Genomic DNA, 25,416 nt, shown 5'->3' with positions numbered 1-25,416 from the left:
AATGCGCAACAATAACCCCAAAATGTTAGCGTAACATCGGTTCGAAGCCCGGATTATGCGGCAATTCGGCAACATTATAACAAATAACGCCATTTTGGCTATTTGTTTCATGTTGACAACGTTGGCGGTGGTGGTAGCGGTACCATCCGGAGCCGCATGAGACGACTCCAAGCGAAAAAGCCGGCAGCCGTAAGAAGCTCGCTGGCGAGGGAGAGGAAACCTATGAGAAGCTTTCGGCTATCGCCGGCGCTCGCGCGCACGGCGTCCGCACTTGCAGTTGCGGCATGTCTGGCTGTGCCCGGCATCGCCTATGCGCAGGATACCGAGGAACAACCCGAAATCGTCGTGAAGGGCATTCGCGGCGCGCTCGATCAGGCGATGAACATCAAGCGGAATTCGGACGGCGTCGTCGATTCGATTTCGTCGGAAGACATCGGCAAGTTCCCCGACACGAACCTCGCCGAGTCGCTCCAGCGCATTCCGGGCGTCTCGATCAACCGTGTCAACGGCGAGGGTTCGGAAGTCACCGCGCGCGGCTTCGCCGGCAGCTTCAACCTCGTCACGCTCAATGGCCGCCAGATGCCGGCCGCGAACGTCGTCGCCGTCGGCGGCGACCAGAATGTCGACTTCGGCCGCGGCACCAGCCGTTCGTTCGACTTCTCGAACCTCGCCGCGGAAGGCGTCAGCCGCCTCGAGGTCTACAAGACCGGCCGTTCGAACATCCCGACCGGCGGTCTGGGCGCGACGATCAACATCGTGACGGCACGTCCGCTCGCGGGCTCGGAATCGGGCTTCCGCGGGTCGATCGGTGCCAAGGCGGTGTGGGACACCGCCCGCGACGAGAAGTTCAGCGCGACCCCCGAAGTCTCGGGCATCGTCGCCTGGTCCGATCCGAACGACACGTTCGGCATCAGCCTGTTCGGCAGCTACCAGAAGCGCGAATCGGCCGCCGCCAGCGCGACCTCGAATGCCTGGAACATCCGCCGCCGCGACGACTTCACCAACCCCGGCAACGGCTTCGTGAACGCGCAGACGCAGATCACCAATCTGCCGACGACGAACCAGCTCGTCTCGATCCCGAACGACAGCCGCTATCACTGGTCGACCTCGGAGCGCGAGCGCATCAACGGATCGGCGGTCGTCCAATTCCGTCCGTGGGAGGGCGCGGAGATCACCGCCGACGCACTCTATGTGCGGAACCGCACCAGCGAGCAGCGTACCGACCAGACCAACTGGTTCAACCGTCCGTTCCGCCAGGTGCGCTTCGACCAGAACCCGATCGTCGCGACCACGGTGTTCCTCCAGGAGAACATCAACGGCGTGAAGGACGAGGGCTTCGAGCAGCAGTATCGCGCGACCCGCGACGAGCTGCATTCGTACGGCCTGAACGCGAAGTTCGATCTGAGCAACGCGTTCAGCGTCAGCCTCGACGGCCATATCTCGGAGGCGACGTCAGATCCCGATGCACCCAACGGCACCAGCTCGACGCTGGTCTCGATCGGCGCCCCGGTGATCGCGGCGCACTCGGTCGATTATTCGAACGGCTTCCCGGTGCAGAGCATCACCATCAACGATGCGCTGCGCGGCAATAACAATGGCGTCGTCGATGTGGGCGACCTGGGCACCCAGGTCGCGCGCACCAACGCGTCGAGCCAGAGCCAGCGCATCCACGAGGGCCGAATCGACTTCACCTACAAGATCGGCGACGAAGGCCGCTTCGATTTCGGTGGCGACTATATCGACTCGAAGATGACTTCGAAGCAGGTCCAGACCCAGCAGACGCTGGGCGACTGGGGCATCACCCACCCGGGCGACGTCAACCAGCTGGCCCCGGGCCTGGTCCAGCAGTTCTGCCTCGAGTGCAAGTTCGACCATTTCAACCCGGGTGCGACCGGTTCGTCGCTGATTGCCTTCCGGGCCAATGCGGTCGATCTCTACAACAAGCTGTCGCCGGCCTATGCCGCTGACGGCGATCCGGCGACCGCCGGTATCCAGCCCGGCCATCCGGTGAACATCAGCGGCAACAACTACAACGTCGTCAGCGAGAAGACCTGGGCGGTGTACGGCCAGTTCAGCTGGCGCGGCGATATCGGCGGCATGCCGTCGACCTTCCTCGCCGGCGTCCGCTACGAGAAGACCGACGTCGTCTCGACCGCGCTGGTGACGGTGCCGCAGGCGATCCTGTGGGTGTCGGACAACGACTTCACCCGCATCAGCTCGGCGACGGTTCAGCCGGTGAGCGCGACGGGCAACTATGACAACCTGCTCCCCTCGCTCGACTTCTCGATCGAGCCGGTTCAGGACGTCAAGCTGCGCGCCTCGTTCAGCCGGACCCTGGCCCGTGCGGACTATGCCAACCTGTTCGTCTCGGACACGGCCAATGCGCCGCCCCGACCGACCGCGATCGGCGGCGTCGCCACCGGCACCTCGGGTAACGCCGGTCTGCTTCCGCTCGTGTCCGATAACTTCGACGTCTCGGCCGAGTGGTATTTCGCACCGCACAGCTACATCTCGCTGGGCTTCTTCGAGAAGCGCGTCCGCAACTTCGTCGGCACCGGTCAGACCACGCGCAACCTGTTCGGTCTGCGTGACCCGTCCTCGGGTCAGGCCGGCACGCGGTCGGGTGCGGCCAAGACCGCGCTGACGGGCCTGGGCGCGGACATCAGCGACGTGAACCTGTTCACGATGACCGCGCTGATCGTCCAGACCGGCAGCGTCGCCGCGGCCACCGCGCAGTTCAACGCGCACTACACGCCCGGCACCGGGCTGGACCAGACCTTCGTCGACGCCACGCTGGCGGCGGTGGACATCACCGCCGACGCAAGCGACCCGCTGTTCCAGTTCCAGGTGACGCAACCGGTCAACAACCGCGAAGGCAAGATCCACGGCTTCGAACTGGCCGCCCAATACTTCCTGGGCGACACCGGCTTCGGGTTCGCGGGTTCGTACACCAAGGTCTATGGCGACGTGAAGATCGACATCGGCGCAGACCCGAGCGTCGACCAGTTCGCGCTTCTCGGTCTTTCGGACAGCTTCAACGCGACGCTGATCTTCGAGAAGTACGGCGTGTCGGCACGTGTGGCCTATAACTGGCGCGACAAGTATCTCGGCCAGACCAACCGTGGCGGCGGCGATCGCAACCCGGTGTTCTTCGCGCCGTTCGGCACGCTCGACATCAATGTCAGCTACGACCTCACGCAGAACATCCAGCTCTCGTTCGAAGGGATCAACCTGACGAGCGAGCCGGTGCGCAGCTATGGCCGCGACTCGACCAACCTGTGGTTCGCCCAGGAACTCAAGCCGCTCTTCCTGTTCGGTGCGCGCTTCAAGTTCTGAGGTTCGATCCATGTTCGCTTAAGGGAAAGGCCGCTGTTCGCAGCGGCCTTTTCTCTTGAATATCAACCGTCATCCCGGCGAAAGCCGGGACCCAGAGCCAGGTACGGCGTCGCTCGTAACCCTGGGTCCCGGCTTTCGCCGGGATGACGAGAGAGGGTTCAACCTGGACGCATCTCGCTCTAGGTATCGATGGCCCGGCATCCCGTCACCGGGCACGAAAGCCGTTCATGACCAACAATGTCCTCCTGAATAATGTCGATCATCACGATCTGCGCGTCACCTTCCGTCACGGCGCCGAGCATGGCGACAGCGTCAACCAGGCGCTGATCTTCCCCACCGAATATGAGGATGTGCAGCGCGAATATCCGATCCTGTTCCGCCAGGATGAGAGCGGCGCCTTCCAGTCGGTGGTGCTGCTCGGGCTCGATCGCGACGAGAATCTGTTCCTGGGCGAGAGCGGCTGGGCCGCGCGCTATGTCCCCGCCGTCCACCGCCGCGGCCCCTTCATGATCGGGCTCCAGGCGAGCAAGGACGATCCCGACACGCGCGAGCCGATGATCCATATCGATCTCGACGATCCGCGCGTGGGCCGCGAGGCCGGCGAGCCCCTGTTCCTGCCGCATGGCGGCAACGCCCCCTATCTCGAGCATGTCGCGGCGGTGCTCCGCACCCTCTATTCGGGGATCGAGCTCGCCCAGCCGATGTTCGCCGCCTTCGATGCGCTCGGCCTGATCCAGCCGATCGAGCTCCAGATCGCGCTCGACGAGGAGACGCAGTACGATCTCCCCGGCTTCTTCACCATCGCGCAGGACCGGCTCGCCGATCTGGGCGGGGAGCCGCTCGAGCAGCTCAACCGCGCGGGCTATCTGCGCCTTGCCTATCTGGCCGCGGCCTCGCTCGCCAATGTCGGGCGGCTGATCGACCTCAAGAACCGCAAGCGCGCCGGCTGATGGCCGCGATCGCCGCCCGCACCCGCGAAGTATTCGGGGTCGATCCGGCGGCGATCCCCTATGCCGAGCTGCTTGGTCGCCAGGAACCGGTGATCCTCAAGGGCGTCGCGCGCGATTGGCCGCTGGTGAAGGCGGGGCTCGAATCTCCCCGCGCGGCGATGGCGTACCTCAAGCGCTTCGACAGCGGCCGTCCGGTCACCGGCTATGCCGGCGCACCCGAGATCTGCGGCCGCTTCTTCTACAATGACGACGCCACCGCGATGAACTTCGAGGCCGGGCGGCTGCCGCTCGCCGAATTCCTCGCCAGCGTCGAGGCGCATCTCGGCGAGGCCGGGGCCCCGAGCTTCTATCTCGGCTCGACCGATCTCGACCTCTTCCTCCCCGGCCTGCGCGCCGAAAACGACCTCGCGCTCAACGACCCGATGTTCGCCGCCAACCCGGTGATCGTCAGCCTCTGGGCCGGCAACCGCACCACCGCGAGCGCGCATTACGACATGTCGAACAACATGGCGGTCTGCGTCGCCGGCCATCGCCGCTTCACCCTGTTCCCGCCCGATCAGGTCGCCAACCTCTATCCCGGCCCGCTCGAGCCCACGCCGGGCGGGCAGGTCGTCTCGATGGTCGATTTCCGCGACCCCGACCGCGCCCGCTACCCGCGCTTCGCCGAGGCCGAGGCGGCAGGGCAGGTGGCCGAGCTCGAGCCCGGCGACCTGCTCTTCTACCCGGCCTTGTGGTGGCACCATGTCGAGGCGCTCGACGATTTCAACCTGCTGATCAATTACTGGTGGAACACCTCGCCCGCCTTCATCGACACGCCGCAGAACACCTTGCTCCACGCGCTGCTCAGCCTGCGCGACCGCCCGGAGCCCGAAAAGGCCGCGTGGAAGGCGCTGTTCGACTATTACATCTTCGGCCCTGCCGATCTGCCAGCCGCGCACCTGCCCGAGGCCGCACGCGGCAATCTCGGCCCGCTCGACGAGATCAAGGCGCGGCGGCTGCGAGCGATGCTGCTCAACAAATTGAATCGATAGGGGAAACCGGCGTGGAATCGCAGAAGGTGAAACGCGTCGTCATCGCCGGGGGCGGCACTGCGGGCTGGAACGTCGCGGCGGCGCTGGGCAGCACGCTCGGCACGCTGCTCGACATCACTCTCGTTGAATCCGAGGAGATCGGCACGATCGGCGTCGGCGAATCGACCGTGCCGACGGTGCGCCGCTTCCACCAGCTGCTCGGGATCAAGGAGCAGGAGTTCATGCGCGACAACCGCGCGAGCTTCAAACTCGGCATCTCGTTCGAGGATTGGGCGCGGATCGGCGACCGCTACATCCACAGCTTCGGCGTGGTCGGCAAATCGACCTGGATGGGCGATTTCCACCATTTCTGGCTGCATGCGGTCGCGCAGGGCTATGGCGGGGAGGTCGGTCAATATTGTTTCGAGCATGAAGCGCTGCGGGCTGGCAAGTTCGCTTGCGGGCCCGAATCGACGATCAACTATGCCTATCATCTCGACGCCGCGCTCTACGCCCGCTTCCTGCGCAAGTTCAGCGAAGGCTTCGGCGTCAGGCGCGTCGAGGGGAAGATCACGAGCGTCGATCAGGACGGCGAGAGCGGCTTCGTCATCGCGATCAACCTCGAATCGGGCGCGCGGATCGAGGGCGACCTGTTCATCGATTGCACCGGTTTCCGCGGGCTGCTGATCGAGCAGGCGCTGGGAGCCGGGTTCGAGGATTGGGGCCAATGGCTCCCCTGCAACAGCGCGCTGCCGATCCAGACCAGGGCGGTCGGCCCCGCCGTCCCCTATACCCGCGCCATGGCGCACGAGGCCGGCTGGATGTGGCAGATCCCGCTCCAGCACCGCGTCGGCAACGGCTTCGTCTATTCGAGCGATCACATGAGCGACGAGGCCGCGCATGACGGGCTCCACGCCCGCATCGAGGGCGAGGTGGTGTTCGCGCCCAAGCCGATCCGCTTCCGCGCCGGGCGGCGGCTCAAGACCTGGGACAAGAATGTCGTCGCCTTCGGCCTCTCGTCGGGGTTCGTCGAGCCTTTGGAATCGACCAGCATCCACCTGATCCAGGTCGGGGTGACACGCCTGATCCAGTCCTTCCCCTTCGCCGGGATCAGCCAGGCGCAGGTCGATCGCTACAATGCGCGCGCGCAGGCCGAGATTGAGATGGTGCGCGATTTCGTCACCCTCCACTACAAGCTCACCGAGCGCGAGGATTCCGAATTCTGGCGCTATTGCAAGAACATGAGCATTCCTGATTCGCTCGCGGCGCGCATCGCGCTGTTCCGCGAATCGGGCATGGCCTATCAGGATCAGGACGAGCTTTTCCGCATCGACTCGTGGCTCCAGGTGATGATCGGCCAGCGGCTGGTGCCCCAGGCCTATCACCATATGGGCCGGCTGCTGACCGACGCTCAGCTCAAACAGGCGCTGACCGATCTCAAGACCAACATCGCGGGCGCCGTGGCGCGGATGCCGGCGCACCAGGACTTCGTCGACAGCTATTGCGGGGCCGAGGCGCTGGCTTGACCGTCCCCTCAATCGTCATCCCGGCGAAAGCCGGGACCCAGGAGTCACATGGGCCAGTCCTGCTTGGCTCTGGGTCCCGGCTTTCGCCGGGATGACGTATCGAGGAGGGTCAACCCCTTGAAATGTTGGATTTCCCCTGCTTCGCTCACCGCGCCCGGCGATCCGGACCGCTCTTTGACATCGCGACTCTTGGCTTCGAAAAACCGCGTCTTGGGCCGACTCTTGCTGACTTTCCGCTTCGCAATGTGATCGCCGCGGAATGGCCCGATCAGTGTAAAGTTAGTGTCAACTTTCACATGCTGGGACGGCGCGACTCACCCGCCCGGCTTCTGCTCCCGCCAGATCCAGCGCAGAATCTCGGGCAGCAACATGCCCCCATGCGCATCCGAGTGCGCGCCGTCGCCCCAGACGAACTTCACGTCATAGCGCGCGCCCGGCACGCCGTTCTTGTCTGCATTGGCATTGGCCCAGTTGAGCGCCGCCACCATCTGCTGGTTGGCGAGGAACCAGTTGCCATGCTCATTGTCGAGGTCGCCGCTGCCGTCCTGCAGGAAGATGCGGATGGGCCTGATGCTGCTCTTGCGGATCAGCCCGGGATAGAGGTCGCCGCCGGGGATCAGCGGGTGATCGGCCGTCGCGGGCTGATAGCCGATCGAGGTATAGCTGCCGATCATGCTGATCACGTTGCGGAAGGCGTCGGGCCGGTTCCACGCCACCGTCCAGGCGCAGATCGCCCCGCTGCTCGTCCCGCCGATCGCGCGATGGGTCGGGTCGCTGCTGAACTTGTAGCTTTTGGCGACCTCGGGCAGCAATTCGTCGATCAGCATGCGGGCGTAATTGTCGTTGAGCGCGTCATACTCTGGCGCGCGGTGGTCCGGGTTCCCGAAGCCGAGCGTGTCCGGATAATGCTCGCTGAGATTGCCGGGGGTGACGAACACCCCGATCGTCTGCGGGATGTCCCCCTTGGCGATCAGGTTATCGAGCACATTCTGGATGCGCAGCGACCCGTTGGGATTGGTCGCGCGCTGGCCGTCCTGAAAGACCAGCAGATTGGCGGGCCGGGCGGCACTGTACCCAACTGGCACATATATCCAGTAGCGGCGAACCGTTCCGGCAAAAACCTTGCTCCGAAACTCGAACGGCCCCTTGAGCTCGCCATGCGCGATCGCCGGATTGGCCAGCGATTCGGCGGTGAGCGGATAATCGCCCGGCTTGCGCTCCTGCGCGCTGGCGGCGTTCGCGGTCATCAGCGCGGCGGCCAGCGCCAGCGCGTGAAACATCGCCTTCATCCATCCTCTCCCGCTTGTCCGGGTAGAGACTAGGGCAGGCGAAAGGCCCGTCAATCCTAGACCTTGGCCTAGACCTTGGCCTCGGCCTCGGCATAGCGCCGCGCGATCACCGCGCAGGCGATCAGCTGGATCTGGTGGAACAGCATCAGCGGCAGGATCACCACGCCCACCTGCGCCGCCGGGAACAGCACCCCCGCCATCGGCACGCCCGCGACGATGCTCTTCTTCGAGCCGCAGAAGAGCAGCACGATCGCATCCTCGCGCGGCAGCTTCAGCAGCCGCCCGAGCGTGAGGGTAAGGCTCAGCCCGACGCCGAGCACCGCCGCGCAGAGCAGCACGATCAGGCCGAGATCGGCGGGGGGCAGCTTCGCCCACAACCCGCCCACCACCGCCGCGCCGAACGCGGTATAGACGACGAGCAGGATCGATCCGCGGTCGGTATAGCCCAGCAAGGCCCTGTTCCGCGCCGCCCAGCCGCCGATCCAGGGGCGCAGCAGATGCCCGGTGACGAAGGGCAGCAGCAGCTGGAGCAGGATCGTCTCGATCGAGGCGAACGAAATGCCGCCCATTCCGCCGGCGCCCCCCATCAGCAGCGCGACCAGCGCGGGGGTGAGCGCGATCCCGATCAGGTTCGAGAAGGACGCGCTGCACACCGCCGCCGCGACATTGCCCCGCGCGATCGAGGTAAAGGCGATCGAGCTCTGCACGGTCGAGGGGAGCAGGGTGAGGTACAGCATCCCCGCCGCGACCTGCGGGTTGAGCCCCGGGATCGCCGAGACGCCAAGCCCCAGCACCGGGAAGAGCAGGAAGGTGCAGCCGAGTACCGCGAGGTGCAGCCGCCAGTTGCCGATCCCCGCCAGGATCGCCTCGCGCGACAGCCGTGCACCCTGGAGGAAGAAGAGCAGCACGATTCCCGCATCGGCGGCGAAATCGAACACCCCCACCCAGATCCCGCGCGGCGGCAATAGCGTCGCGAGGACGACGGTGCCGAGCAGCGCAAGGATGTAAGGCTCGAAGACGGCGAAGAATCGGGCGAACATTACCCGGCCGATAGCCACGCGAAGCGCGCCACGAACAGTCCGGCGAGCAGCAGCAACAGCCAATCGGTCGCGCCGATCTTGCCGCGCAGCAGCTTGAGCAAAGCATGCGCGGTGATGCCGAAGGCGAGGCCGTTGGCGATCGAGAAGGTCAGCGGGATCATCGCCACGGTCAGGAAGGCGGGGATGGCGATCTCCGGATCGTCCCATTCGATGTCGATCAGCGGCGCCATCATCAGCGCGCCCACCAGGATCAATGCGGGCGCAGTCGCGGCGAGCGGCACCAGCTGGGCATAGGGTGCGATGAACATCGCCGCGAGGAAGAGCACGCCCGTCACTACCGCGGTCAGCCCGGTGCGCCCGCCGGCCTGCACCCCCGCGGCGCTTTCGACATAGCTCGTCACCGTGCTCGTGCCCGCCAGGCTGCCGGCGATCGTCGCGATCGAATCGGCGAACAGGATTCGGTTGAGCCGGGGCACGCGTCCCTGCGCGTCGATCAGCCCGGCACGGCGGGTGACGCCCACCAGCGTGCCGATATTGTCGAACAGATCGACGAACAGGAAGACGAACAATATCTCGAGCAGGCCGAGCCCATGGCTCCCCGAAAGGCCGAAGACGCCGGCAAGATCGAGCTTGAAGGCGGTCTGCGAGATCGCGGTCAGATCATAGGGCTGAGGCTTGAACGGGACGAGACCGAGCGCCGCCCCGGCGATGGTGGTCGCGACGATTCCGATCAGGATCGCCCCGCGCACCTTCCAGGCGGCGAGCACGGCGATCACGACCAGCCCGAACAACGCCAGCGCCGCCCCGGGCGCGTGCAGGTCGCCCAGGGCAACCGATGTCGCCGGATTGCTGACCACCACCCCCGCGTTCTTGAGGCCGATGAAACCGATGAACAGCCCGATCCCGCCCGCGACCGCGGCGAACAGATGGCGCGGAATCGCGGCGATGATCAGCTGGCGGATGCCCGCGAAGGTCAGCAGCAGGAAGGCGATGCCGGAGATGAACACGCAGCCGAGCGCGACCGGCCACGGCACGCCCATCCCCTGCACCACGGTGAAGGCGAAATAGGCGTTGAGACCCATCCCCGGCGCGAGCGCGAGCGGGACGTTGGCGGTCATTCCCATCAGGATGCTGGCGAAACCGGCGGCGAGGCAGGTCGCGGCGGCGACGGCGGCGACGTTCATCCCCGCCGCGCCCAGGATCGAGGGATTGACCAGGATGATATAGGCCATGGTGAGGAAGGTGGTGACGCCGGCGAGGACCTCGGTTCGGACGGTGGTGCCGCGCGCGCTGAGTTCGAAGTGGCGGTCGAGCGCGCCCGCCGGCTGGACGGTGGCTTCGGTCGGTTCGGTCATCACTGCCCCCCTGTTGAGCCCGGCCAGCATAGCGTGGGAGGCGGGGAGGGGAAGGGCCCGGAAACGGACGAGGGGCCCGCCACCCAGGTGACGGACCCCTCACACTCTCGGGCCGGAAGCTCAGTGCGCCGGCTGGCTGTCGTTGCCGTCGTCGCGGTTGACGCGCGAGGTCATGCCGGTGGCGTCGGCGTCGTCCTGCGTCGTCGTCGAATCGAACTCCTTGCCGGTGCTGGCGGGGGCGGGCGTCACGCTCGGCGAGGGGCTTGGCTCGGGCGTGGCCAGATTCTCCGCCTCGTTGACCGTGCCGATCTCCTCGACATTGGTCTCGATCGTGTTGGTGGTGGTGGTCTCCGAATTGCCGCCGCATGCCGACAAGGCGAGCGCCATCGAACCAACCGCGAGCAACGAAACAAGCTTCTTCATACCGTCTTCCCTCTTTTCTTAGCGTCCGGCGCGGCCCGCCTCGATGGCCGAGCGCCGCTCGATCCGGGCCGCGAGCGTCTTGTCCCAGCCATAGGGATCGCCGCGGAAATTCATCACGCCGCTCCCGCTGGCATAGGCGGTCCAATAGAGCAAATATACCGCCACCTGATCCTGAGGGCGCAGCTGGACGCGCACCGTCACCGCCTTGTCGACGGTCGATTGGATCGTTGCGGGCGGCCAGGCCGGATCGTTGCGGAGCAGCAGCCGCGCGAGCGCCGCGGGCTTTTCCAGGCGGATGCAGCCATGGCTGGCGAGGCGGTTGAACGAGGCGAAGGTCGCCTGGCTCGGCGTGTCATGCAGATAGACCGCATAAGGATTGTCGAAGTCGAACTTGTAGCGGCCGAGCGCGCTCTGCGTTCCCGCCTGTTGCTGGAGGCGCTTGTTCGGCCCGTCGCCGATCACCTTGAAGCCATGCGCGGCGAGATAGGCTGGGCCCTTGGGAAAGAGCTCGGCGGCGGCGATGCCCGGGGGCACGTTCCACGGCGGATTGAGCACGATCGAGTGGATGCGCGAGCTGAGCATCGGCGTCTCGCGACCGCCCGGCGCACCGGTCACCGCCTTCATCGACGCGATCGGGGCATCGCCCTCGAACACGGTGAGGACGGCGGCGGCGATGTTCACCTGGATGCGGTTGCGCGGCAGCTCCTGCGGCAGCCAGCGCCAGCGCTCCATGTTCGCCATGATCTGGCGGACGCGGTCGGCGGCGGGGACGTTGAGCGAGGCGCGGGTCTGCGCGGCGAGCACGCCGGTGGGATTGAGGCCATAGCGGCGCTGGGCGCGCTTGACCGCCTCGGTCAGCTCGGCATCGAACTTGTCGCCCGCGACTGCGACATCGGAATCCTCGACCGCGAGCCGGGCGCGCAGCGCAGCGACGCGTGGGCCGCTGGCGCCCTGGGCGAGGTCCGCGCCCGCGGCGAGCTGCGCCCAGCCGCCCGAGGCCTCGATCCGGCGATAGGTGTCGAGCCCGGCCTTGAGCCCGTCATAGCCCGAATAAGGCGGGGGCAGCCCGTCGATCCAGCGCTGGAGCCGGTCGGCTTTCACTGCGGCGGCGAAGGCGGGCAGGGGATCGTAAGGCGCGGGGCGCAGGCCCCAATCCTTCTGGAAATCCTCAGGGTCCAGGCGGCCCGAATGGACCGCGTGTGCATAATCGAGCGCGGCGCGCACCAACTCGTCATTGCTGGCGGGCGTCACCGGCGCCGCGCCGGCATGGACGAGGCCCTGGGCGAAGCGGGCCTCGCTGAGCAGGCTGATCAGCTGCGAGGCCTGGGTGGGCGAGAGCTGCGGCAGGGGCACCACCTGGGGCGGCGCCTGCACCATCGGCACGATCGTCGGAGTCGGCGAGGCGGCAGGCGTAGGGCTCGGCACATTCTGGGCGATGCCCGGCGCGGCGAGCATCACCGTCGCGGCCAGCAGCCACACCGCTTTGGGTCGATTGCGGGCAATCAGGTTTCGCATGGCCCCCTCATATCGTACGCGCAACATTTCGTCGCTGATAATACACGCTTCGTCGCCGGTCCGCCAGCCCGAATCAGTGACTCAACACCACTTCGGCGACGCGGCGCCGGCCGCCGGTGCGCGTCAGCTGGACGAACACATCGACCGTGGACCGCACATAGTGGCGGACATCGTCGCGGCCAAGCTGCGTTCCGGCCTGAAGCACGAGCAAAACGATCTGCTCGATCGCGCGCTCGGCCGAATCGGCATGGACCGAGGTCATCGATCCGGGATGGCCGGTGTTGATCGCGCGCAGGAACGCATAGGCCTCGGGCCCGCGCAGCTCGCCCAGGATGATCCGGTCGGGCCGCATCCGCAGCGACGCGGCGAGCAGATCGTTCATATCGACCTTGGCCTCGCCCAGCTCGCTGCGCGCGGCGAGCAGGCCGAGCGCATTGGCGTGGTGGAGATGGATCTCGGGGGTGTCCTCGATGAAGATCAGCCGCTCCTCCTGCGGGATCTCGCGGATCAGCGCGTTGAGGAAGGTGGTCTTGCCGGTCGAGGTGCCGCCCGAGACGAGGATGTTCTTGCGCGCGCGCACCGCCGCGGAGAGCATGCCGGCGATATCGCCATCGTCGAGCAGGGCAGCCAGCGCCTTGTCGATCTGCGATTCCTCTGGCGCATTGCGGCGCTTGGTGCCCTCGAACGCGCCGGCGCTGACATAATCGTCGAGCGTCAGGTCAGAAGTGACGTGCTTGCGGATCGCCAGCGCCATCCCGCTGCGGGTGGCCGGCGGCGCGATCATCTGGACGCGCGCGCCGTCGGGCAGGGTGGCGGAGAGCAGGGGATGTTCGCGGCTGATCCCCTGATGCGAGAGCGCGGCGATCTGTCGGGCGAGCCGCGCCATCGTGGCTTCGTCGAGCCCCGGCGCCTCGTGCCGCTCGATCGCGCCGCCGAGCGTTTCGATCCACAGCTCGCCGGGACGGTTGACATAGATGTCGGTGACGTCGGGCCGCGCGAGCATATCGTTGAGCGGCGCGAGATAGGAGCGGAGATAGACGCGGCCATCGTCATTCTTGGCCTCGGTCTCCGCGCTCATCTGCGGGCCCCGGCGCCGGTGAAATCAAGGTCGCGCGCGACGAAGATGGTGATGCTGGTGCCCGGTTTGACCGTCAGAGTCGGGGTGACCTGCTGGTTCTGCTGGAGCGGGCCGGTGACGTTCTGGACGGTGCCGGGCAGCGCCACGACGATGGGCGAGCCGCTGGTGCGCGAGGCGAGGTTGACGCCGACATCGAGCACCGACTGGAGGATCGCGCCGGTGAAGCGCGCGAAGAAATGGTTGTTGACGCTCGCGCCGATCCCGCCGCGGCCGAGCGGATCGCCCGCGGGCGAGCCGATCGCGATCGTCACGCCGTCCGGCCGGATCAGCCGGACCCAATTGACGAGGGCGCGCTTCTGTCCCGGTTGCGCCTCGGAGCGATATTCGCCGATCAGCCGGCTGCCGCGCGGGATCAGGATGCGGGTGCCGTCGAACCCGCGCACGTCGCGCGTCACCATCGCGCGGGCGAGGCCGGGGCGGGTCGAATCGAGCCCGGTTTCGAGTACTGCGGGGATCAGCGTCCCTTGCGGCACGGTGGTCGAGCGGTTGGCGAGCACGCCCGAACGCGCGCGGCTCCCCGCGACACTGGCGGCGGAGGTGCCGGGCGTAGTGCCCTCGGTTGCGCCTTCCTTGTCGGCGGTGGTGGGCGCGGCGGGGCCGGCATCGGCACCGGTGCCGTCAAAGACCAAGGCGGGTTCGGCGCTGGTCCGCGGCGGCGGCGCGGGCATTTCCACCGGCTGCTGCTGCACCGGCGCAGGCTGGGGCACATAGACGATCTGCGGCGGCGGCGGTGGCAGCTGGCGCACCGGCTCGGGCTGCACCGTCACCGCCGGCGCGGGCGGCGGCGGGGCGGGCGGGACATAGAGTGACGGCGGCGCAGCGCTTACGGCGCCCGCAGCACGGTCTGCGGAGCCTGCGCGCACCGCCGGCACCTCGGCGGCGCGGCGGCGTGAATCGAGCACGCTGAACAGCAGCACGCCGAGGATCGCCATGCCGATCGCGATCACGATCCAGGAAGGGCCACCGCGGGGAAGCGCGACCATGGGCGCGACGTTGCCGCCATTGCCGCTGGCCGCCACGCGCGGATCGCCGGGAGGGACGGTCGCCATCAGTTCGCCTTCGCCTGTTCGGTGACGCGCTCGGCGCGGGCGACCTGGCGGTCGAGCCGGAAGATCAGGCGCGGCATCACGCTGTCGATCACGAAGATGCCGTCGCGCATATTGCCGTTGACCAATGCCTCGCGCCCCTCGGCATCGACCGAATATACCGCAGGCAAGGTCGCGGACGCGGGCCATTCGATATAGGTCTTGCTGCCATCGTCATCGATCCCGCTCGGACGGATCGATGCGTCGCCGGTCAGGCGATAGCGGCCGCGCGGGGCATCGGCGGCGGCGGTTTCGGTGGTGGTGTCGGCCTGTGCAGTGCCGGGATAGGTGAAGCGCACCGTATAGGCCATGTCGCTCGCGGCGCCGTAGAGCGGGCGCAGCTCGAAGGCATAGGTGCGCGCGTCGGTGACCACGACCATGTTGGTCGCCACCGCCTGGATCGGCTTCACGAACAGCCGGTCGCCGCGCTTGTTGGGGGTCGCCTGCCACGCGCCGCTATCGCCGATCGCGACATTCTCGATCCGCTCGTCGGGCGCGAACTCGACCGCGACCTGATAGCCGGGCGCGGCCTGGAGCAGCACCACCTGATCGGCATTATACTCGACCGACTGGACGCGCGGATCGCCCGCACCGGGCTTGGGCATCACCTGCGCCTGGGCGGCCACCGGCGCCAGCAGCGCGATCAAGGCCAGCAACAGCCTCACAGGGTCAGCTCGACGCCATTGGGGCCGCGCGAAGGCTGGGGCGAAGGCTGCCCGTTCGGTTGTCCCTGGGGGATCGCCACGCCGCCAGGCGCGGCCTGTGCGGGCGCGGCGACGCCGGGCTCGGCATCGGGATCGGGCGCGGTATTGAGCGTCTCGGCGCTGCGCTGATAGCCGGTCACCATGAAGCCGAGCGGGTTCACATAGCGATCCTCGATCGACATCGGTTCGCCCGAATATTTATACTTCACCACCGCGACCCAGCTCTGCGCCGGATGCACCCCGCCATTGCCGTCGCGGCGGACGGTGTCGAAACGGATCATCGCGGTGTTGCCCGCCATCGGCGTCACGCTCTTCACGCGCGTCTCGACCACCGAGGAGCGCGGGATCAGGTTGATCGGGCTTTCGGGGTTCGAGGCCTGCATCCCCGCGATATATTGCGCGCGGTTCTGCCCCTCGGACCAGAGCGCGACCTTGCGGTAGTTTGCCTGCACCGCATTCACGTCATAGCTTTCGCGCGCGATGACGTACTGGACGAGGAAGCTCTGGGTCAGCGCGGTGTTGCCCGCGACCGCGCCCGGCTCGAGCGGCTTGAGCACCTGGACATAGCCCGTGTTCTTGTCGACCAGCAGCGTATAGGGCTCGACCGTCTTGAGCGGCATCATCTGCCACAGCGCCAGCGCCTCGATCACCGCGATCAGCGCCGCCACCGATGCCACGATCCAGGCGAGCTTGCGCGATCCGCGAAGCGAATCCTGCTGGTCCTTCCCCCAGCCCTCGGCTTGCTCGTAATAAGTGTCGAGCGCCTCGCGCGCCTTCATTTTCATGACGTCGAATCCCGTCTGCCGGCGCTGCCCGATGCCCGGTTGCGCGTGCGGCGGCTATAGCTTTGTCCCAGCGGCACCGGTGCCGGCGGGGGAAGATCGCGGGCCAGGCCTGTCGCGCTCGCCTGGCGCTGGGCGGCGTTCACGGTGATCTGCGCGGCCTCGCGGCGCTGGGTCGCGGCAACCGCTTCGGCCACCGAGGCGGCGCGCGAGCGCTGCTCGGCCGGGACCTGCGGGCCGGCAATGGCGGGGCGCTGGAAACCTTCGCCGCCGCGCAGGTTCGAGACGAGCTGCGACGAGACGGCGCGGATCGAGGCGGGCAAATGGAAGCCCATCGCCAGCCGTGTCACCGCCGCGAGCATCGCCGCGAGCGTGATCGCGAACGCAAGCGTGACGACGAGCATCTCGGTCGGTGCGCCGACCACCGAAAGCTGGACCGCGCGCCGTGCGAGCAGATTGGTGAGCCAGGGCTCGAGCAGCGACAGCTCGACCCCGAGCAGCACCGTCACACCGACCGCGCCGAGCGCCGCCGCGGCGAGCGCGCGGAGCCACCCCTCGAACAGCCCGCGCGTCGTGTCGAACAGCAGAAAGGCGATGAAGAAGGGCCCGAGCGCGAGCAGCAGTCCCGCGACCAGCCGCACCGACGCGAACCCGGCGATCGCGGTGGTGAGATAGAGGACGCGCGCCCAGCCTAGCGCCGTGGGTTCGAAATTGTCGGATTCGCGCGTCGGCTGGACCACGGTCTGCTGCTGGCCGTTGACCACCCGCGTCACCGTCTCCTTGTCGCGCTGGGCAAGCGTGCCCACGCCCGCCTTGTTGAGCGCGATGAGCGCCGCATCGACGCCCTGCAGCCGCGCGACGATCCCGCCATTCGCCCCCGGCAGTCCCGCCGGCGCGCCGACGCCGCTGGCGATCTCCGCCGGGCCATGGAGGGCGACGTCATAGAAGAGCGCGCGATAGGCGGGCCAGCTCGTGGCGAGCGCCAGCACGATGCCGATCTTGGCCATCGCCATCACACCATCGCGGATGCCGGGGGTCTGCCCGAACAGCATCCGATAGCCGTAAAAGGCGACGAACAAGGTGAGGAAACCGGTCAGCAGCAGCGACAGCGTCGATCCGGGCGCGGCGAGTGCCTGATAGCCTTGCGAGCCGATATTCTGCGCCTGGCAATCGACGAAGTTGAGCATGCCCGTGACGAAGCCGCTCTCATAGGTGAGGGGCTGGCACGCGGGCATCACGCGACCTCCAGCAGGCGCGGGATCCAGTCGGCGGGATCGTCGCCCTTTTCGGCGCGAATCTCGTCGAGCAGGCGCACCGTGCGCTCGCGGCCGGAAAGGATGGTGAGGATGTCGCGCTCACCGGTCAGGTTGAGCCGCGCGACCACGCTCTCGGCGCCATGCTTGATCAGGAAGCAATGCGCATTGTCGGGGAGCGAGCGGACCAGCTCATATTCGTGCGGGGTCAGGCCGAAGCCGTCGATATAGTCGGCGGCGCGCGCCTTGGGGTTCGCCATGAAGATCTGGGTCGCGGCCTGCTCGATGATCGCGCTGGCGATCTTGCTCTCGAGCGCGTCCTGCGCCGACTGGGTCGCGAAGCCGACGATGCCGTTGCGCTTGCGGATCGTCTTTTCCCAATCCTTGATCCGCCGGACGAACACCTCGTCGTCGAGCGCTTTCCAGCCCTCGTCGACCACGATGATCGCCGCGGTCCCGTCGAGCCGCTCCTCGACGCGGTGGAAGAGGTACATCATCGCCGGGGTGCGCAGCGTGGGATCGTCGAGGATCTGGGTCATGTCGAAGCCCACCGCATCGGCGGCGAGATCGGTCAGGTCGGTTTCGTTGTCGAACAGCCAGGCGCGCTCGCCCTCGCCCCACCAGGGCCGCAAGCGGGCCCAGAGATCGGCGGCGTGGGGGCGGTGGCCGCCGCGGAACAGCTCGGCAAGGTGGCGCAGGCGGCGGTGCCCGATCGGCTGCTGGAAATTCGCGTCGACCGCGTCCTTGATCTTCGCCATCTCGTCGATGTCCGCGCCGCCCGCGAGCAAGGCGACCCAGTCGATCAGGAACTGGCGGTTGATCGGCGTGTCGATCATCTGGAGCGGGTTGAGCCCGCTCTCGATGCCCGGACGCAGCTGGTCGTAGCGCCCGCCGATCGCGCGGATGAAGAGTTCCGCGCCGCGATCCTTGTCGAAGAAGATGATGCGCGGGCGATATTTGCGCGCCTGGGCGAGCAGGAAGTTGAGCACCACCGTCTTGCCCGAGCCCGAGGGCCCGATGACGGTGAAGTTGCCCAGATCGCCCTGGTGAAAGTTGAAATAATAGGGGCCCGCGGCAGTGGTCTCGAGCAGGGTCACCGCCTCGCCCCAATGATTGCCCGCAGCCTCGCCCATCGGGAAGTTGTGGCCGCTGGCGAGGCTCGCGAAATTGCTCGTCGAGACGAGGCCTCGACGCGCGATATATTTGAAATTTCCGGGGAACTGCGCCCAGAAGGCGGGCTCGAGCCCGATCTCCTCGCGCACCGCGATGATGCCGAGATCGGCGAGCGCGGCCTGGACTTCGGCGACGCCTTCATCGACGCCCTGGGGTGAATCGGCGCGGACCGCGATCGTCATGTGATGCTCGCCGAAGCCCGCACGGCCCGCCGCCACTTCGTCCTTCGCGTTCGACAGGTCCGCGCGCAGCGACACCGCCTCGTCTTCGGCCGATTTCATCCGCCTCAGCGCGAGGTTCATCTTGGACAGCGCCGCCTGGCGCTCGACGAAGCCGAAGCTCTGGGACACGGTCAGCTCGAAGGGTAGGCGGAGCAATTCGTCGAGCATGCCGGGCGCGGTCTGGCCCGGATAATCCTTGATCGAGACCAGCCCGAGAAAACTGCGCGGCGTCGCGCCCGCCTGGCCGAGCTCGACCGTCTCCTGCCCGAAGCTGACGCGGCGATAGGGGAGGTAGTTGCCCAGATCCTGCATCGGCAGCAGCACCGGGCGGACCTCGCCATTGTACAGCGCCGAGAGGAATTCGAGCGGCTCGGAGCAGGGCCCCTGCTCGGTCTGATAGACGCCGAGAACGCGCGGGCCGTAGCTGGCGAGCGCGGCGAGGATCGCATCGCGCGCTACGTCGAGCTGGCGGCGCTCATAGGCGCTCTCGCCCTCCCCGGCGCCCGAACCATTGGCGGGGCGCCCGAGCAATTCGCGCATCCGGTCCAGCATGCCGATCCGCCCCTGGAGCGGGCGGCGCACCAGCGTCAGGAACAGCTCGTTGACATAGAGCTGCTTGGTCGCCAGCCGCGCGCGCCAGGCATCATCGAGCTGCTTCGAGAAACGGTCGGGGAACTCCGCTGCCATCTCGGCATCCACCTTGCGGCGGACGATATGGTGGTAGACCGCGAACCGCGACGATCCCACCGCCTGCAGCATCGCGTCGCGCAGCCGCTTGCGGTAATTGATCTCGTCGGTGTCGGCGGTTTCGAACAGCAGCCCGCGCAGATGGATCACCTGCATCAGCAAGCCGTCGCGCGTCTCGATCGTATGGTCGTCGACATGGCGCGCATAGGGGAGATGCTTCCCCGCAGGAGCCTCGCGCGCGATGACCTTGGGGTCCTCTGTCAGGGGCGGCCCAATCATGGCCTGTACGAGTTGCATCGCCAGATCTTGTAATTCTTGATCCTGGGCGTGCGGCTGGCGCGCGTCATCCAGAGATCGAAGAAGCGCGGCTCGCGCAGGCATAGCAGCACGCCGATCAGGTGGATCACCAGCGCCGCGGCCAGCACCCAGGCCGATTTGAACAGCAGGAACAATTCGGTCGCGACGACCATGTTCATGATGAAATAGCTATAGGTCACGCCGGCGAACATCTGCGGGCGCGTGAGGGCCACGAACAGCGAATCGCGTTCCAGCCCATTCATGGCGTCACTGCGCCATCTGCGCGGTGGACTGGATCCCCGCAACGATGCTGGCCGCGCCGAACAGGATGAAGGTCCCGACGATCACAGTCGCGCCATAGCGCCAGTTGATCCGGCCCGTGAGCATCAAAAGGCCCACCGAGGCGACCGCGATCACCGCGACCACCGTGGCGATCGTGCCGAGCAAGGTCCCCTCGAGCCAGCGCACCGCCGAGACGATCACGCCCGAGCCCGCCGGATCGCCCAGCGACGCCTGTGCGGCGGTCGATCCGATGGTCGCCCAAGCTGCTCCGGCCCACGCCAACGGGCGCACGCGCTTCAAAATCCCCACAATCCTCGCCTTTTCCTGCTGATTCGGACCCCAGCGGATACTGCGCGGTCGCGCGCGCTTTGCCAATGGGGCCGGGGCCGTCCCGATCTCGGACGTGTTCGGGCGCAGGGTGTTGACCAGAAAGCCTTGCATTAACCATAGTTGCGGGATCGCGGCGCGAACAGCATATGGGCGCCGCAAACGGCAAGATTGGGTTTACGGTAACGATTGAATTAGCCGAACCGCCATGATAGTTCCCCACCTGAGATAAATCGTGGGGCTGAAAAGCATGACTTCTGTCGAAAAGACTCTTGAGACCGAAACCGTGGTTGAGACCCGCAACATCTGGGTGAAGCCGGAGATCGCTTCGTTCGAGCCGGTTTCGGCCACCCAGGCCGCTACTATCAACCCGGGCGATGCGCTCAGCAGCAACAGCTGAATCGACCGTCTGAGTTTTCAATATAGTTTTGGGGGGCTGCGGCTCGGTTCCAGCGCAGAGCTGGACCAGCTGCGGCCTTTTCGTGTGGGGTTGCCGCCGGCCAAGGCCGATGTGGCGCTCACCGTCGAAACGGGTCCGGCACCCCGAGCCGATCATATCCTCTTTGGCTGGGGCGGCCGCTACGGCCTGACGCTGGGCAGCTGCGGCAGCGATTGGCTGATGGCGTCCGCGCTCGACGGCGCCTTCCTGATCGAGCCGGGGCGGCACCGCGTGCGCTGTTTCGTCGAGCGGCCCAACGAGCCTGCCTGGCTCGACGTGCTGGTCCGCCGCGTGCTGCCGCGCGTCGCGATGCTTTATGGCGCGACCGCGGTCCATGCCGCCACCGCCGCGATCGATGGCGGCGCGCTGATGTTGCTCGGCGGTTCCGGCGCGGGCAAGTCGACGCTGTCGGCATCGCTCGGGGCGAACGGCTGGGATATATTGAGCGACGATATCTCGATCATCTGGGAGCCTGGAGCACCGGTGGTCACCCCGTCGACCACCGGCGTGTGCGTGTGGGAGGATTCGCGTGTCGGGCTCGAGCTGCCCGACCCGCTCTGCGTCCCCATGCCGGGTTATGAGGGCAAGGTCCGCTTCGCGCCCGGCGGCGAGCAGGATGGCGGCGCGGTACCGCTCAAGGCGCTGATCTTCCTCGCGCGTCTGCCCAATATCGAAATGCCCGAACTGCGGCCGCTGCCGGCGGGCGAGGGGCTAATCCGCGCCTCGCGCCAGCGCATTCGCTTCAATCCCGCCGACGCGAACCGGGAAACGGTCGACACGTTCGGGCGACTCGGCGAGATCGCGCGGGTGACGCCCTGCTACGGGTTGCGCTATCCCGCCGATTACGGAGCATTGCCGCAAGTCGCGGAGCTGCTGCGGGGCATTCTCAGGGCGTGACGATGGCGGACGGCCGCAAACCCTATGACCTGACCGGCGCGGCGCACGACTATCCCGAGCGCGAAGGGCCGCCGCGCCGCACGCTGCTGATCGCCACCCATCCGCGCTCCGGGAGCAGCTTGCTCGGCGAAGCGCTCTATTTCGCGGGCGGGCTCGGCTGCCCGCTCGAATATTTCCACCGGGGCTTCCTGCCCGGCCTCGCCGGGCGCTGGGGCACGCACGGGCTGCGCGAACAGATCGCGGCGGTGCACCGGCATCGCACCGATCCGTCGGGGACGCTCTCGGTCAAGATCTTCTGGCGCGACGTCGAGGATCTGGCGGCGGAACTCGATCCGGCACGCTTCGGCGAGCTGCGCGGGCGCGCGCCCGATGCGGTGACGCCCGACGACTATCGCGCCATCGCGGCCGTGCTCGCCCAAGCCTTCCCGAACCCCGAGCATGTCCATCTCGAGCGCATCGATCGGGTGCGTCAGGCGGTTTCGGGGCTCGCCGCGACCCAGACCGGCCAGTTCCGCATCGTCCCCGATATGGGCGAGCAGCCGGCCATCGGAACGGCCGCCTATGATTTCGACCGGATCGACGGCTATGTCGCCTATTCCGATTTCTGCCACGGCCATTGGCGCAACTATTTCGCCGCGACCGGCACGGCCCCGCTGGCGCTCACTTATGAACAGCTTGCCGCCGATTACGAAGGCAGCGTGCGCACCGTGCTCGGCCATTTCGGCAGCGCCGCCGCGGTGCCGCCGATGCGGATGCGGCGCCAGGCGGATGCGGGCAACGAGGCCTGGGTGCTGCGCTATCTTCGCGAGCGGACGGAGCGGGCGTGAGCGGAGCGCGGTCCCAGCATGTGAAAGTTGACACTAGCTTCACACTATCGCGCATGTTTTGCGCCGCGCGGTTCCCGGGAGGGAAACGCGTAGTTCGCAAGGTGAGGATCGATAGGGTCAAAGAGCGGCCGGAGCGCCCGGCTGCGCCAGCCAAGCAGGCGAAATCCTACATTGCAAGGCTTGGCCCCCGAAGCCCAAGCCAAAGCGAATGGCGTAAAGACCCTAGCGGATCGTCACGAGGCCCTTGTCGCGCATCAATTCGAGGAATTCGCCGACCTCGGCGCGGCAGGTCTGCGCGTCCACCTCGAACCTCGCCTTCAGCCGGGCGCAGATCTCGGCCAGCGCCATGGGCGTTTCCAGCTGCCCCCAGATCGCCGCGCCCGATTGGTTGAGCTGGAAATAATAGCCGCTCTCAATGTCCATGATCACGGTCTGCTCGCCCAGATCGGCGGCGACCTTGTTGTCCGCGCGGGCGGCGATGCTGGTGTCGGTGAGGGCGGACATGCGATTCTCTCGTGGCTCGCGCGGGGCTATAGCCCGAATGCGTGTTCGAGCCACAGGTCCATCGCGACGATGAACCAGACCGGCCCGATCCGCGTGCGGGTGAGCGGCCCGGGCGATCCCGCGCGCCGCCATTCGCGCGCCGGCGCGAACATCGCCTCGACCCGGTCGCCGTCGATCCAGCCCATTCGCGCCGGGATCAGCTGCTGCGGCGGACATTCGGCGAAGCGGTCCTCGATCGCATCGACCAGGCTGGTGATGAACACCGCCTTGTCCTGCCGCGTGCGGACCTTTTCGGTCAGCGTCCCGCGCATCGCCTCGCGCAATATGTATTTCTTCTCGCCGTTGCGCCGCAGCATCCAGCCCGGCACCCCCATGAAGAAATTGGCGAGGCGCAGATCGTGGAGCGGGTGACGCATTTCGACGCCGTGACGCTCCGCGGCGGCGAGGATCGTGTCGTGGGCGATGTGGCGCCGCGCATGGGTGAAGGTCGCGTAGCGCTGCTTCTGCGCGAAGCCCGGCGGATCGACCGGGGGCGGGGTGTTCGCCCAGCGATCGGCGAGCCCGATCCGCGCGGCCCAATCGGCGCGGATGAAATCGGGCATCGGCGGATCGAGAACGAGATGCGGCTTCAGGAACTTGGCGCGATAGGAGCGGCTGAACACCGGCGCCGCGGCGAGGAAGGCGGTGCGGCGCAGGCGCACATGGACGGGCTCGGCGGGGAATTGCGTCATCGCCTGGCGGAACAGCCCGACCAGGTCCCCGCGCATCAGCATGTCGGGCAGATAGCCGAAATTGCCCGCCATCCAGTCGTCGCCGCCCTCGCCGGTGAGCAGTACGCGCTCGCCGCCCTGCTGGAGCATGCGGAAGGCGGCGGTGGTGGTGTCATGGACATTGGGGCGCAGCGGCAGCTGGAACGTCTCGGCGGTCCAGCGCCGCGCGTCGTCCAGCGGATAGGGGTCGGCGGCGGTGACCCGCGCGGCGATGCCCAGATGCTTCTCGACCGCTTGGCTCCATTCGGTCTCGTCCTGGCTCTCGCCGGGGAAGCGCGCGGTGACGGCGTTGACCTGGCTCGCGACGCGTCCGGCACGGTGCAACTCGGTCAGCCGCGCGACGACGGTCGAGGAATCGAGCCCGCCCGAGAGATGCGAGCTGACCGCGGTATTGCTCCGCATCGCTGAGATCAACGCGGTGTCGAGCGTCTCGCGGAACTTGTCGATCAGGTCGGTCTCGGAAAGGTGCGACAGGTCCTCGAACGGCCCCGTGTGCCATTGCCAGGTCCGCACCGCGCCCTTCTCGAACGCGAGCGCGCCGCCCTGGCCGAGGCGCTGGACGCCGTCCCAGAAGGTCTCGGTATTGGTGACGAAGCGCGCCGCCATCATCTCGCCGATCGCGCCCTGGTTGAGCCGCCGCTCGAGCCCGAGCCCGACGACCAGCGCGCGCGGTTCGGTGGCGAAGCCGAAGGTCTTGCCGTCGAAGGTCCACAGGAACGGCCGCCAGCCGCCCGGCGAGCGCGCGCAGAAGAGGCGGCGCGGCTCCGGCTGCCAAATCGCCATCGCCCAGTCGCCGACCAGCGCCTGGACGAAATCCTCGCCGCGCGCCTCGAACAGGGCGAGCGCGATCGCGACGTCGGGCGCATCGGCCAGTCCGGCTCCGCGCGGCCCGAGCAAAGCGAGCAGATCAACCCGGTTATCGAGCCGCCCGTCGAACGCGATCACCGCGCCGGAAGGGCCTCGGAGCGGCTGAACCTCGCCCACCGCCTCGGGCGTCGCGGCATGATGGAACCGGATCATCCCCGCGGGGCCGTCATGCCAGTGGCTGATTCCGTCGAAGCCGCGCACCGGCATCGCCTCGGCCATCGAAGCGAGCAATGCCGGGGTCATGTCGCGCCCGTCCGCGAACACGGCGCCGGCGATCGCGCTCAAGCGGCGCGCTCCACCAGCAGCCCGCGCGCGAGCGCATCGGCGATGAAGGTGCGGACCGCGTCGGCGATCGCCTCGCGCGTCGCGTCGTGCGCGGCGGCGAGGGCATCGACGGTCTCCGCCTCGCCCTTGCCCGAAGCGAGCGCTCGCCAGATCGCCGCGCCGCTCGCATTGAGCGCGTGATAGGCGCCGCTGCGCGTATCGAAGAGCGCAAGCTCGCCCTCGACATTGTTCCAACTGATGTACGGCGCGACGCTGAGCAAGGGGGCGGTTCCGGTGCGAGGTGCCGGACGCCTAGCAAGGCCCGGCGGGCGCCACAATCGCGCGACAACCGCGCGCGCGGGAGGCGTTCCGGTAACATACCAGAAACATGGAAAACTCTTTGCTCGCTCGCCGCCCCCGTAACGACTATCCTGCCGCCGGCAAAAATTAACCAA

23 protein-coding genes are annotated in these 25,416 nt (G+C 67.3%); 7 read left to right on the top strand and 16 right to left on the bottom strand.

Annotation, left to right across the window (positions count from 1 at the left end):
- Nucleotides 1-294 precede the first annotated feature (294 nt).
- The 4 genes from OF829_RS13545 (at nucleotide 295) to OF829_RS13530 (ending at nucleotide 6,822) form a co-directional block, all read left to right on the top strand.
- Entirely contained in the window at nucleotides 295-3,336 is a 3,042-nt protein-coding gene (locus OF829_RS13545; protein ID WP_319951556.1) for a TonB-dependent receptor, read from the top strand.
- 227 nt (nucleotides 3,337-3,563) lie between these two features.
- Nucleotides 3,564-4,286, top strand: a complete 723-nt coding sequence (locus tag OF829_RS13540) for a SapC family protein (protein ID WP_264940613.1) — start codon at nucleotides 3,564-3,566, stop codon at nucleotides 4,284-4,286.
- Nucleotides 4,286-5,317: a cupin-like domain-containing protein gene (locus OF829_RS13535; RefSeq protein WP_264940612.1), complete on the top strand. Its 1,032-nt coding sequence runs from the start codon at nucleotides 4,286-4,288 to the stop codon at nucleotides 5,315-5,317. The genes OF829_RS13540 and OF829_RS13535 overlap by 1 nt, the downstream gene beginning before the upstream one ends.
- Nucleotides 5,318-5,343: 26 nt before the next feature.
- The gene (locus OF829_RS13530) at nucleotides 5,344-6,822 is read left to right on the top strand and encodes a tryptophan halogenase family protein (RefSeq protein WP_264940611.1); all 1,479 of its coding nucleotides are present in this window, start codon (nucleotides 5,344-5,346) and stop codon (nucleotides 6,820-6,822) included.
- Nucleotides 6,823-7,136: 314 nt separating this feature from the next.
- Here the strand turns inward: OF829_RS13530 and OF829_RS13525 are convergent, their stop codons facing one another.
- The 13 genes from OF829_RS13525 to OF829_RS13465 form a co-directional block, all read right to left on the bottom strand.
- Nucleotides 7,137-8,111: an alpha/beta hydrolase gene (locus tag OF829_RS13525; RefSeq protein WP_264940610.1), complete on the bottom strand. Its 975-nt coding sequence runs from the start codon at nucleotides 8,109-8,111 to the stop codon at nucleotides 7,137-7,139.
- A gap of 68 nt (nucleotides 8,112-8,179) precedes the next feature.
- The gene (locus tag OF829_RS13520; RefSeq protein WP_264940609.1) at nucleotides 8,180-9,151 is read right to left on the bottom strand and encodes a bile acid:sodium symporter family protein; all 972 of its coding nucleotides are present in this window, start codon (nucleotides 9,149-9,151) and stop codon (nucleotides 8,180-8,182) included.
- Nucleotides 9,151-10,506 carry an NCS2 family permease gene (locus OF829_RS13515; protein WP_264940608.1) on the bottom strand — a complete coding sequence of 452 codons (1,356 nt, stop codon included), beginning with the start codon at nucleotides 10,504-10,506 and terminating at the stop codon, nucleotides 9,151-9,153. The genes OF829_RS13520 and OF829_RS13515 overlap by 1 nt, the downstream gene beginning before the upstream one ends.
- 120 nt (nucleotides 10,507-10,626) lie before the next feature.
- Nucleotides 10,627-10,929, bottom strand: coding sequence for a hypothetical protein (locus tag OF829_RS13510; RefSeq protein ID WP_264940607.1), 303 nt, complete (start codon nucleotides 10,927-10,929; stop codon nucleotides 10,627-10,629).
- Nucleotides 10,930-10,947: 18 nt separating this feature from the next.
- On the bottom strand, nucleotides 10,948-12,444 hold the full coding sequence (locus tag OF829_RS13505; protein WP_264940606.1) for a L,D-transpeptidase family protein: 1,497 nt from the start codon (nucleotides 12,442-12,444) through the stop codon (nucleotides 10,948-10,950).
- Between the two features lie 73 nt (nucleotides 12,445-12,517).
- The gene (gene virB11 / locus OF829_RS13500; protein WP_264940605.1) at nucleotides 12,518-13,522 is read right to left on the bottom strand and encodes a P-type DNA transfer ATPase VirB11; all 1,005 of its coding nucleotides are present in this window, start codon (nucleotides 13,520-13,522) and stop codon (nucleotides 12,518-12,520) included.
- Nucleotides 13,519-14,631, bottom strand: coding sequence for a TrbI/VirB10 family protein (locus OF829_RS13495; RefSeq protein WP_264940604.1), 1,113 nt, complete (start codon nucleotides 14,629-14,631; stop codon nucleotides 13,519-13,521). The genes virB11 and OF829_RS13495 overlap by 4 nt, the downstream gene beginning before the upstream one ends.
- Nucleotides 14,631-15,332 carry a TrbG/VirB9 family P-type conjugative transfer protein gene (locus OF829_RS13490; protein WP_264940603.1) on the bottom strand — a complete coding sequence of 234 codons (702 nt, stop codon included), beginning with the start codon at nucleotides 15,330-15,332 and terminating at the stop codon, nucleotides 14,631-14,633. Before OF829_RS13490 ends, OF829_RS13495 begins: the two co-directional genes overlap by 1 nt.
- Nucleotides 15,329-16,156, bottom strand: coding sequence for a virB8 family protein (locus OF829_RS13485; RefSeq protein ID WP_264940602.1), 828 nt, complete (start codon nucleotides 16,154-16,156; stop codon nucleotides 15,329-15,331). The genes OF829_RS13490 and OF829_RS13485 overlap by 4 nt, the downstream gene beginning before the upstream one ends.
- Nucleotides 16,153-17,388 (bottom strand): type IV secretion system protein, encoded by a 1,236-nt coding sequence (locus tag OF829_RS13480; RefSeq protein WP_264940869.1) that lies wholly within the window; start codon nucleotides 17,386-17,388, stop codon nucleotides 16,153-16,155. The genes OF829_RS13485 and OF829_RS13480 overlap by 4 nt, the downstream gene beginning before the upstream one ends.
- Nucleotides 17,388-19,766 (bottom strand): VirB4 family type IV secretion/conjugal transfer ATPase, encoded by a 2,379-nt coding sequence (locus tag OF829_RS13475; RefSeq protein WP_406701431.1) that lies wholly within the window; start codon nucleotides 19,764-19,766, stop codon nucleotides 17,388-17,390. Before OF829_RS13475 ends, OF829_RS13480 begins: the two co-directional genes overlap by 1 nt.
- Nucleotides 19,763-20,047, bottom strand: coding sequence for a type IV secretion system protein VirB3 (locus OF829_RS13470; RefSeq protein WP_264940600.1), 285 nt, complete (start codon nucleotides 20,045-20,047; stop codon nucleotides 19,763-19,765). Before OF829_RS13470 ends, OF829_RS13475 begins: the two co-directional genes overlap by 4 nt.
- Before the next feature lie 4 nt (nucleotides 20,048-20,051).
- Complete coding sequence (locus tag OF829_RS13465) at nucleotides 20,052-20,348, bottom strand: TrbC/VirB2 family protein (RefSeq protein ID WP_406701435.1); 297 nt, start codon at nucleotides 20,346-20,348, stop codon at nucleotides 20,052-20,054.
- A gap of 295 nt (nucleotides 20,349-20,643) precedes the next feature.
- On the opposite strand from OF829_RS13465, the gene OF829_RS13460 reads away from it, so the two are divergent.
- The 3 genes from OF829_RS13460 to OF829_RS13450 all read left to right on the top strand — a co-directional run bounded on the left by OF829_RS13460 (nucleotide 20,644) and on the right by OF829_RS13450 (nucleotide 22,556).
- Entirely contained in the window at nucleotides 20,644-20,793 is a 150-nt protein-coding gene (locus OF829_RS13460; protein ID WP_264940598.1) for a hypothetical protein, read from the top strand.
- 84 nt (nucleotides 20,794-20,877) lie between these two features.
- On the top strand, nucleotides 20,878-21,729 hold the full coding sequence (locus tag OF829_RS13455) for a hypothetical protein (protein ID WP_264940597.1): 852 nt from the start codon (nucleotides 20,878-20,880) through the stop codon (nucleotides 21,727-21,729).
- A 2-nt stretch (nucleotides 21,730-21,731) separates the two neighbouring features.
- The gene (locus OF829_RS13450) at nucleotides 21,732-22,556 is read left to right on the top strand and encodes a Stf0 family sulfotransferase (RefSeq protein WP_264940596.1); all 825 of its coding nucleotides are present in this window, start codon (nucleotides 21,732-21,734) and stop codon (nucleotides 22,554-22,556) included.
- A 222-nt stretch (nucleotides 22,557-22,778) separates the two neighbouring features.
- Here the strand turns inward: OF829_RS13450 and OF829_RS13445 are convergent, their stop codons facing one another.
- Genes OF829_RS13445 through OF829_RS13435 form a run of 3 tightly spaced genes read right to left on the bottom strand, consistent with a single transcriptional unit; the run spans nucleotide 22,779 to nucleotide 25,242 of the window.
- Nucleotides 22,779-23,060, bottom strand: a complete 282-nt coding sequence (locus OF829_RS13445) for a PqqD family protein (protein ID WP_264940595.1) — start codon at nucleotides 23,058-23,060, stop codon at nucleotides 22,779-22,781.
- Nucleotides 23,061-23,086: 26 nt separating this feature from the next.
- Complete coding sequence (locus OF829_RS13440) at nucleotides 23,087-24,982, bottom strand: asparagine synthetase B family protein (RefSeq protein WP_264940594.1); 1,896 nt, start codon at nucleotides 24,980-24,982, stop codon at nucleotides 23,087-23,089.
- Complete coding sequence (locus OF829_RS13435) at nucleotides 24,979-25,242, bottom strand: HPr-rel-A system PqqD family peptide chaperone (RefSeq protein ID WP_264940593.1); 264 nt, start codon at nucleotides 25,240-25,242, stop codon at nucleotides 24,979-24,981. The genes OF829_RS13440 and OF829_RS13435 overlap by 4 nt, the downstream gene beginning before the upstream one ends.
- Nucleotides 25,243-25,416 lie beyond the last annotated feature (174 nt).

Origin of the sequence: Sphingomonas caeni (assembly GCF_026013415.1) — a bacterium.
GTDB classification, from domain to species: Bacteria; Pseudomonadota; Alphaproteobacteria; order Sphingomonadales; family Sphingomonadaceae; genus Sphingomonas; species Sphingomonas caeni.
This window is presented reverse-complemented; position numbering and strand designations above follow the sequence as displayed.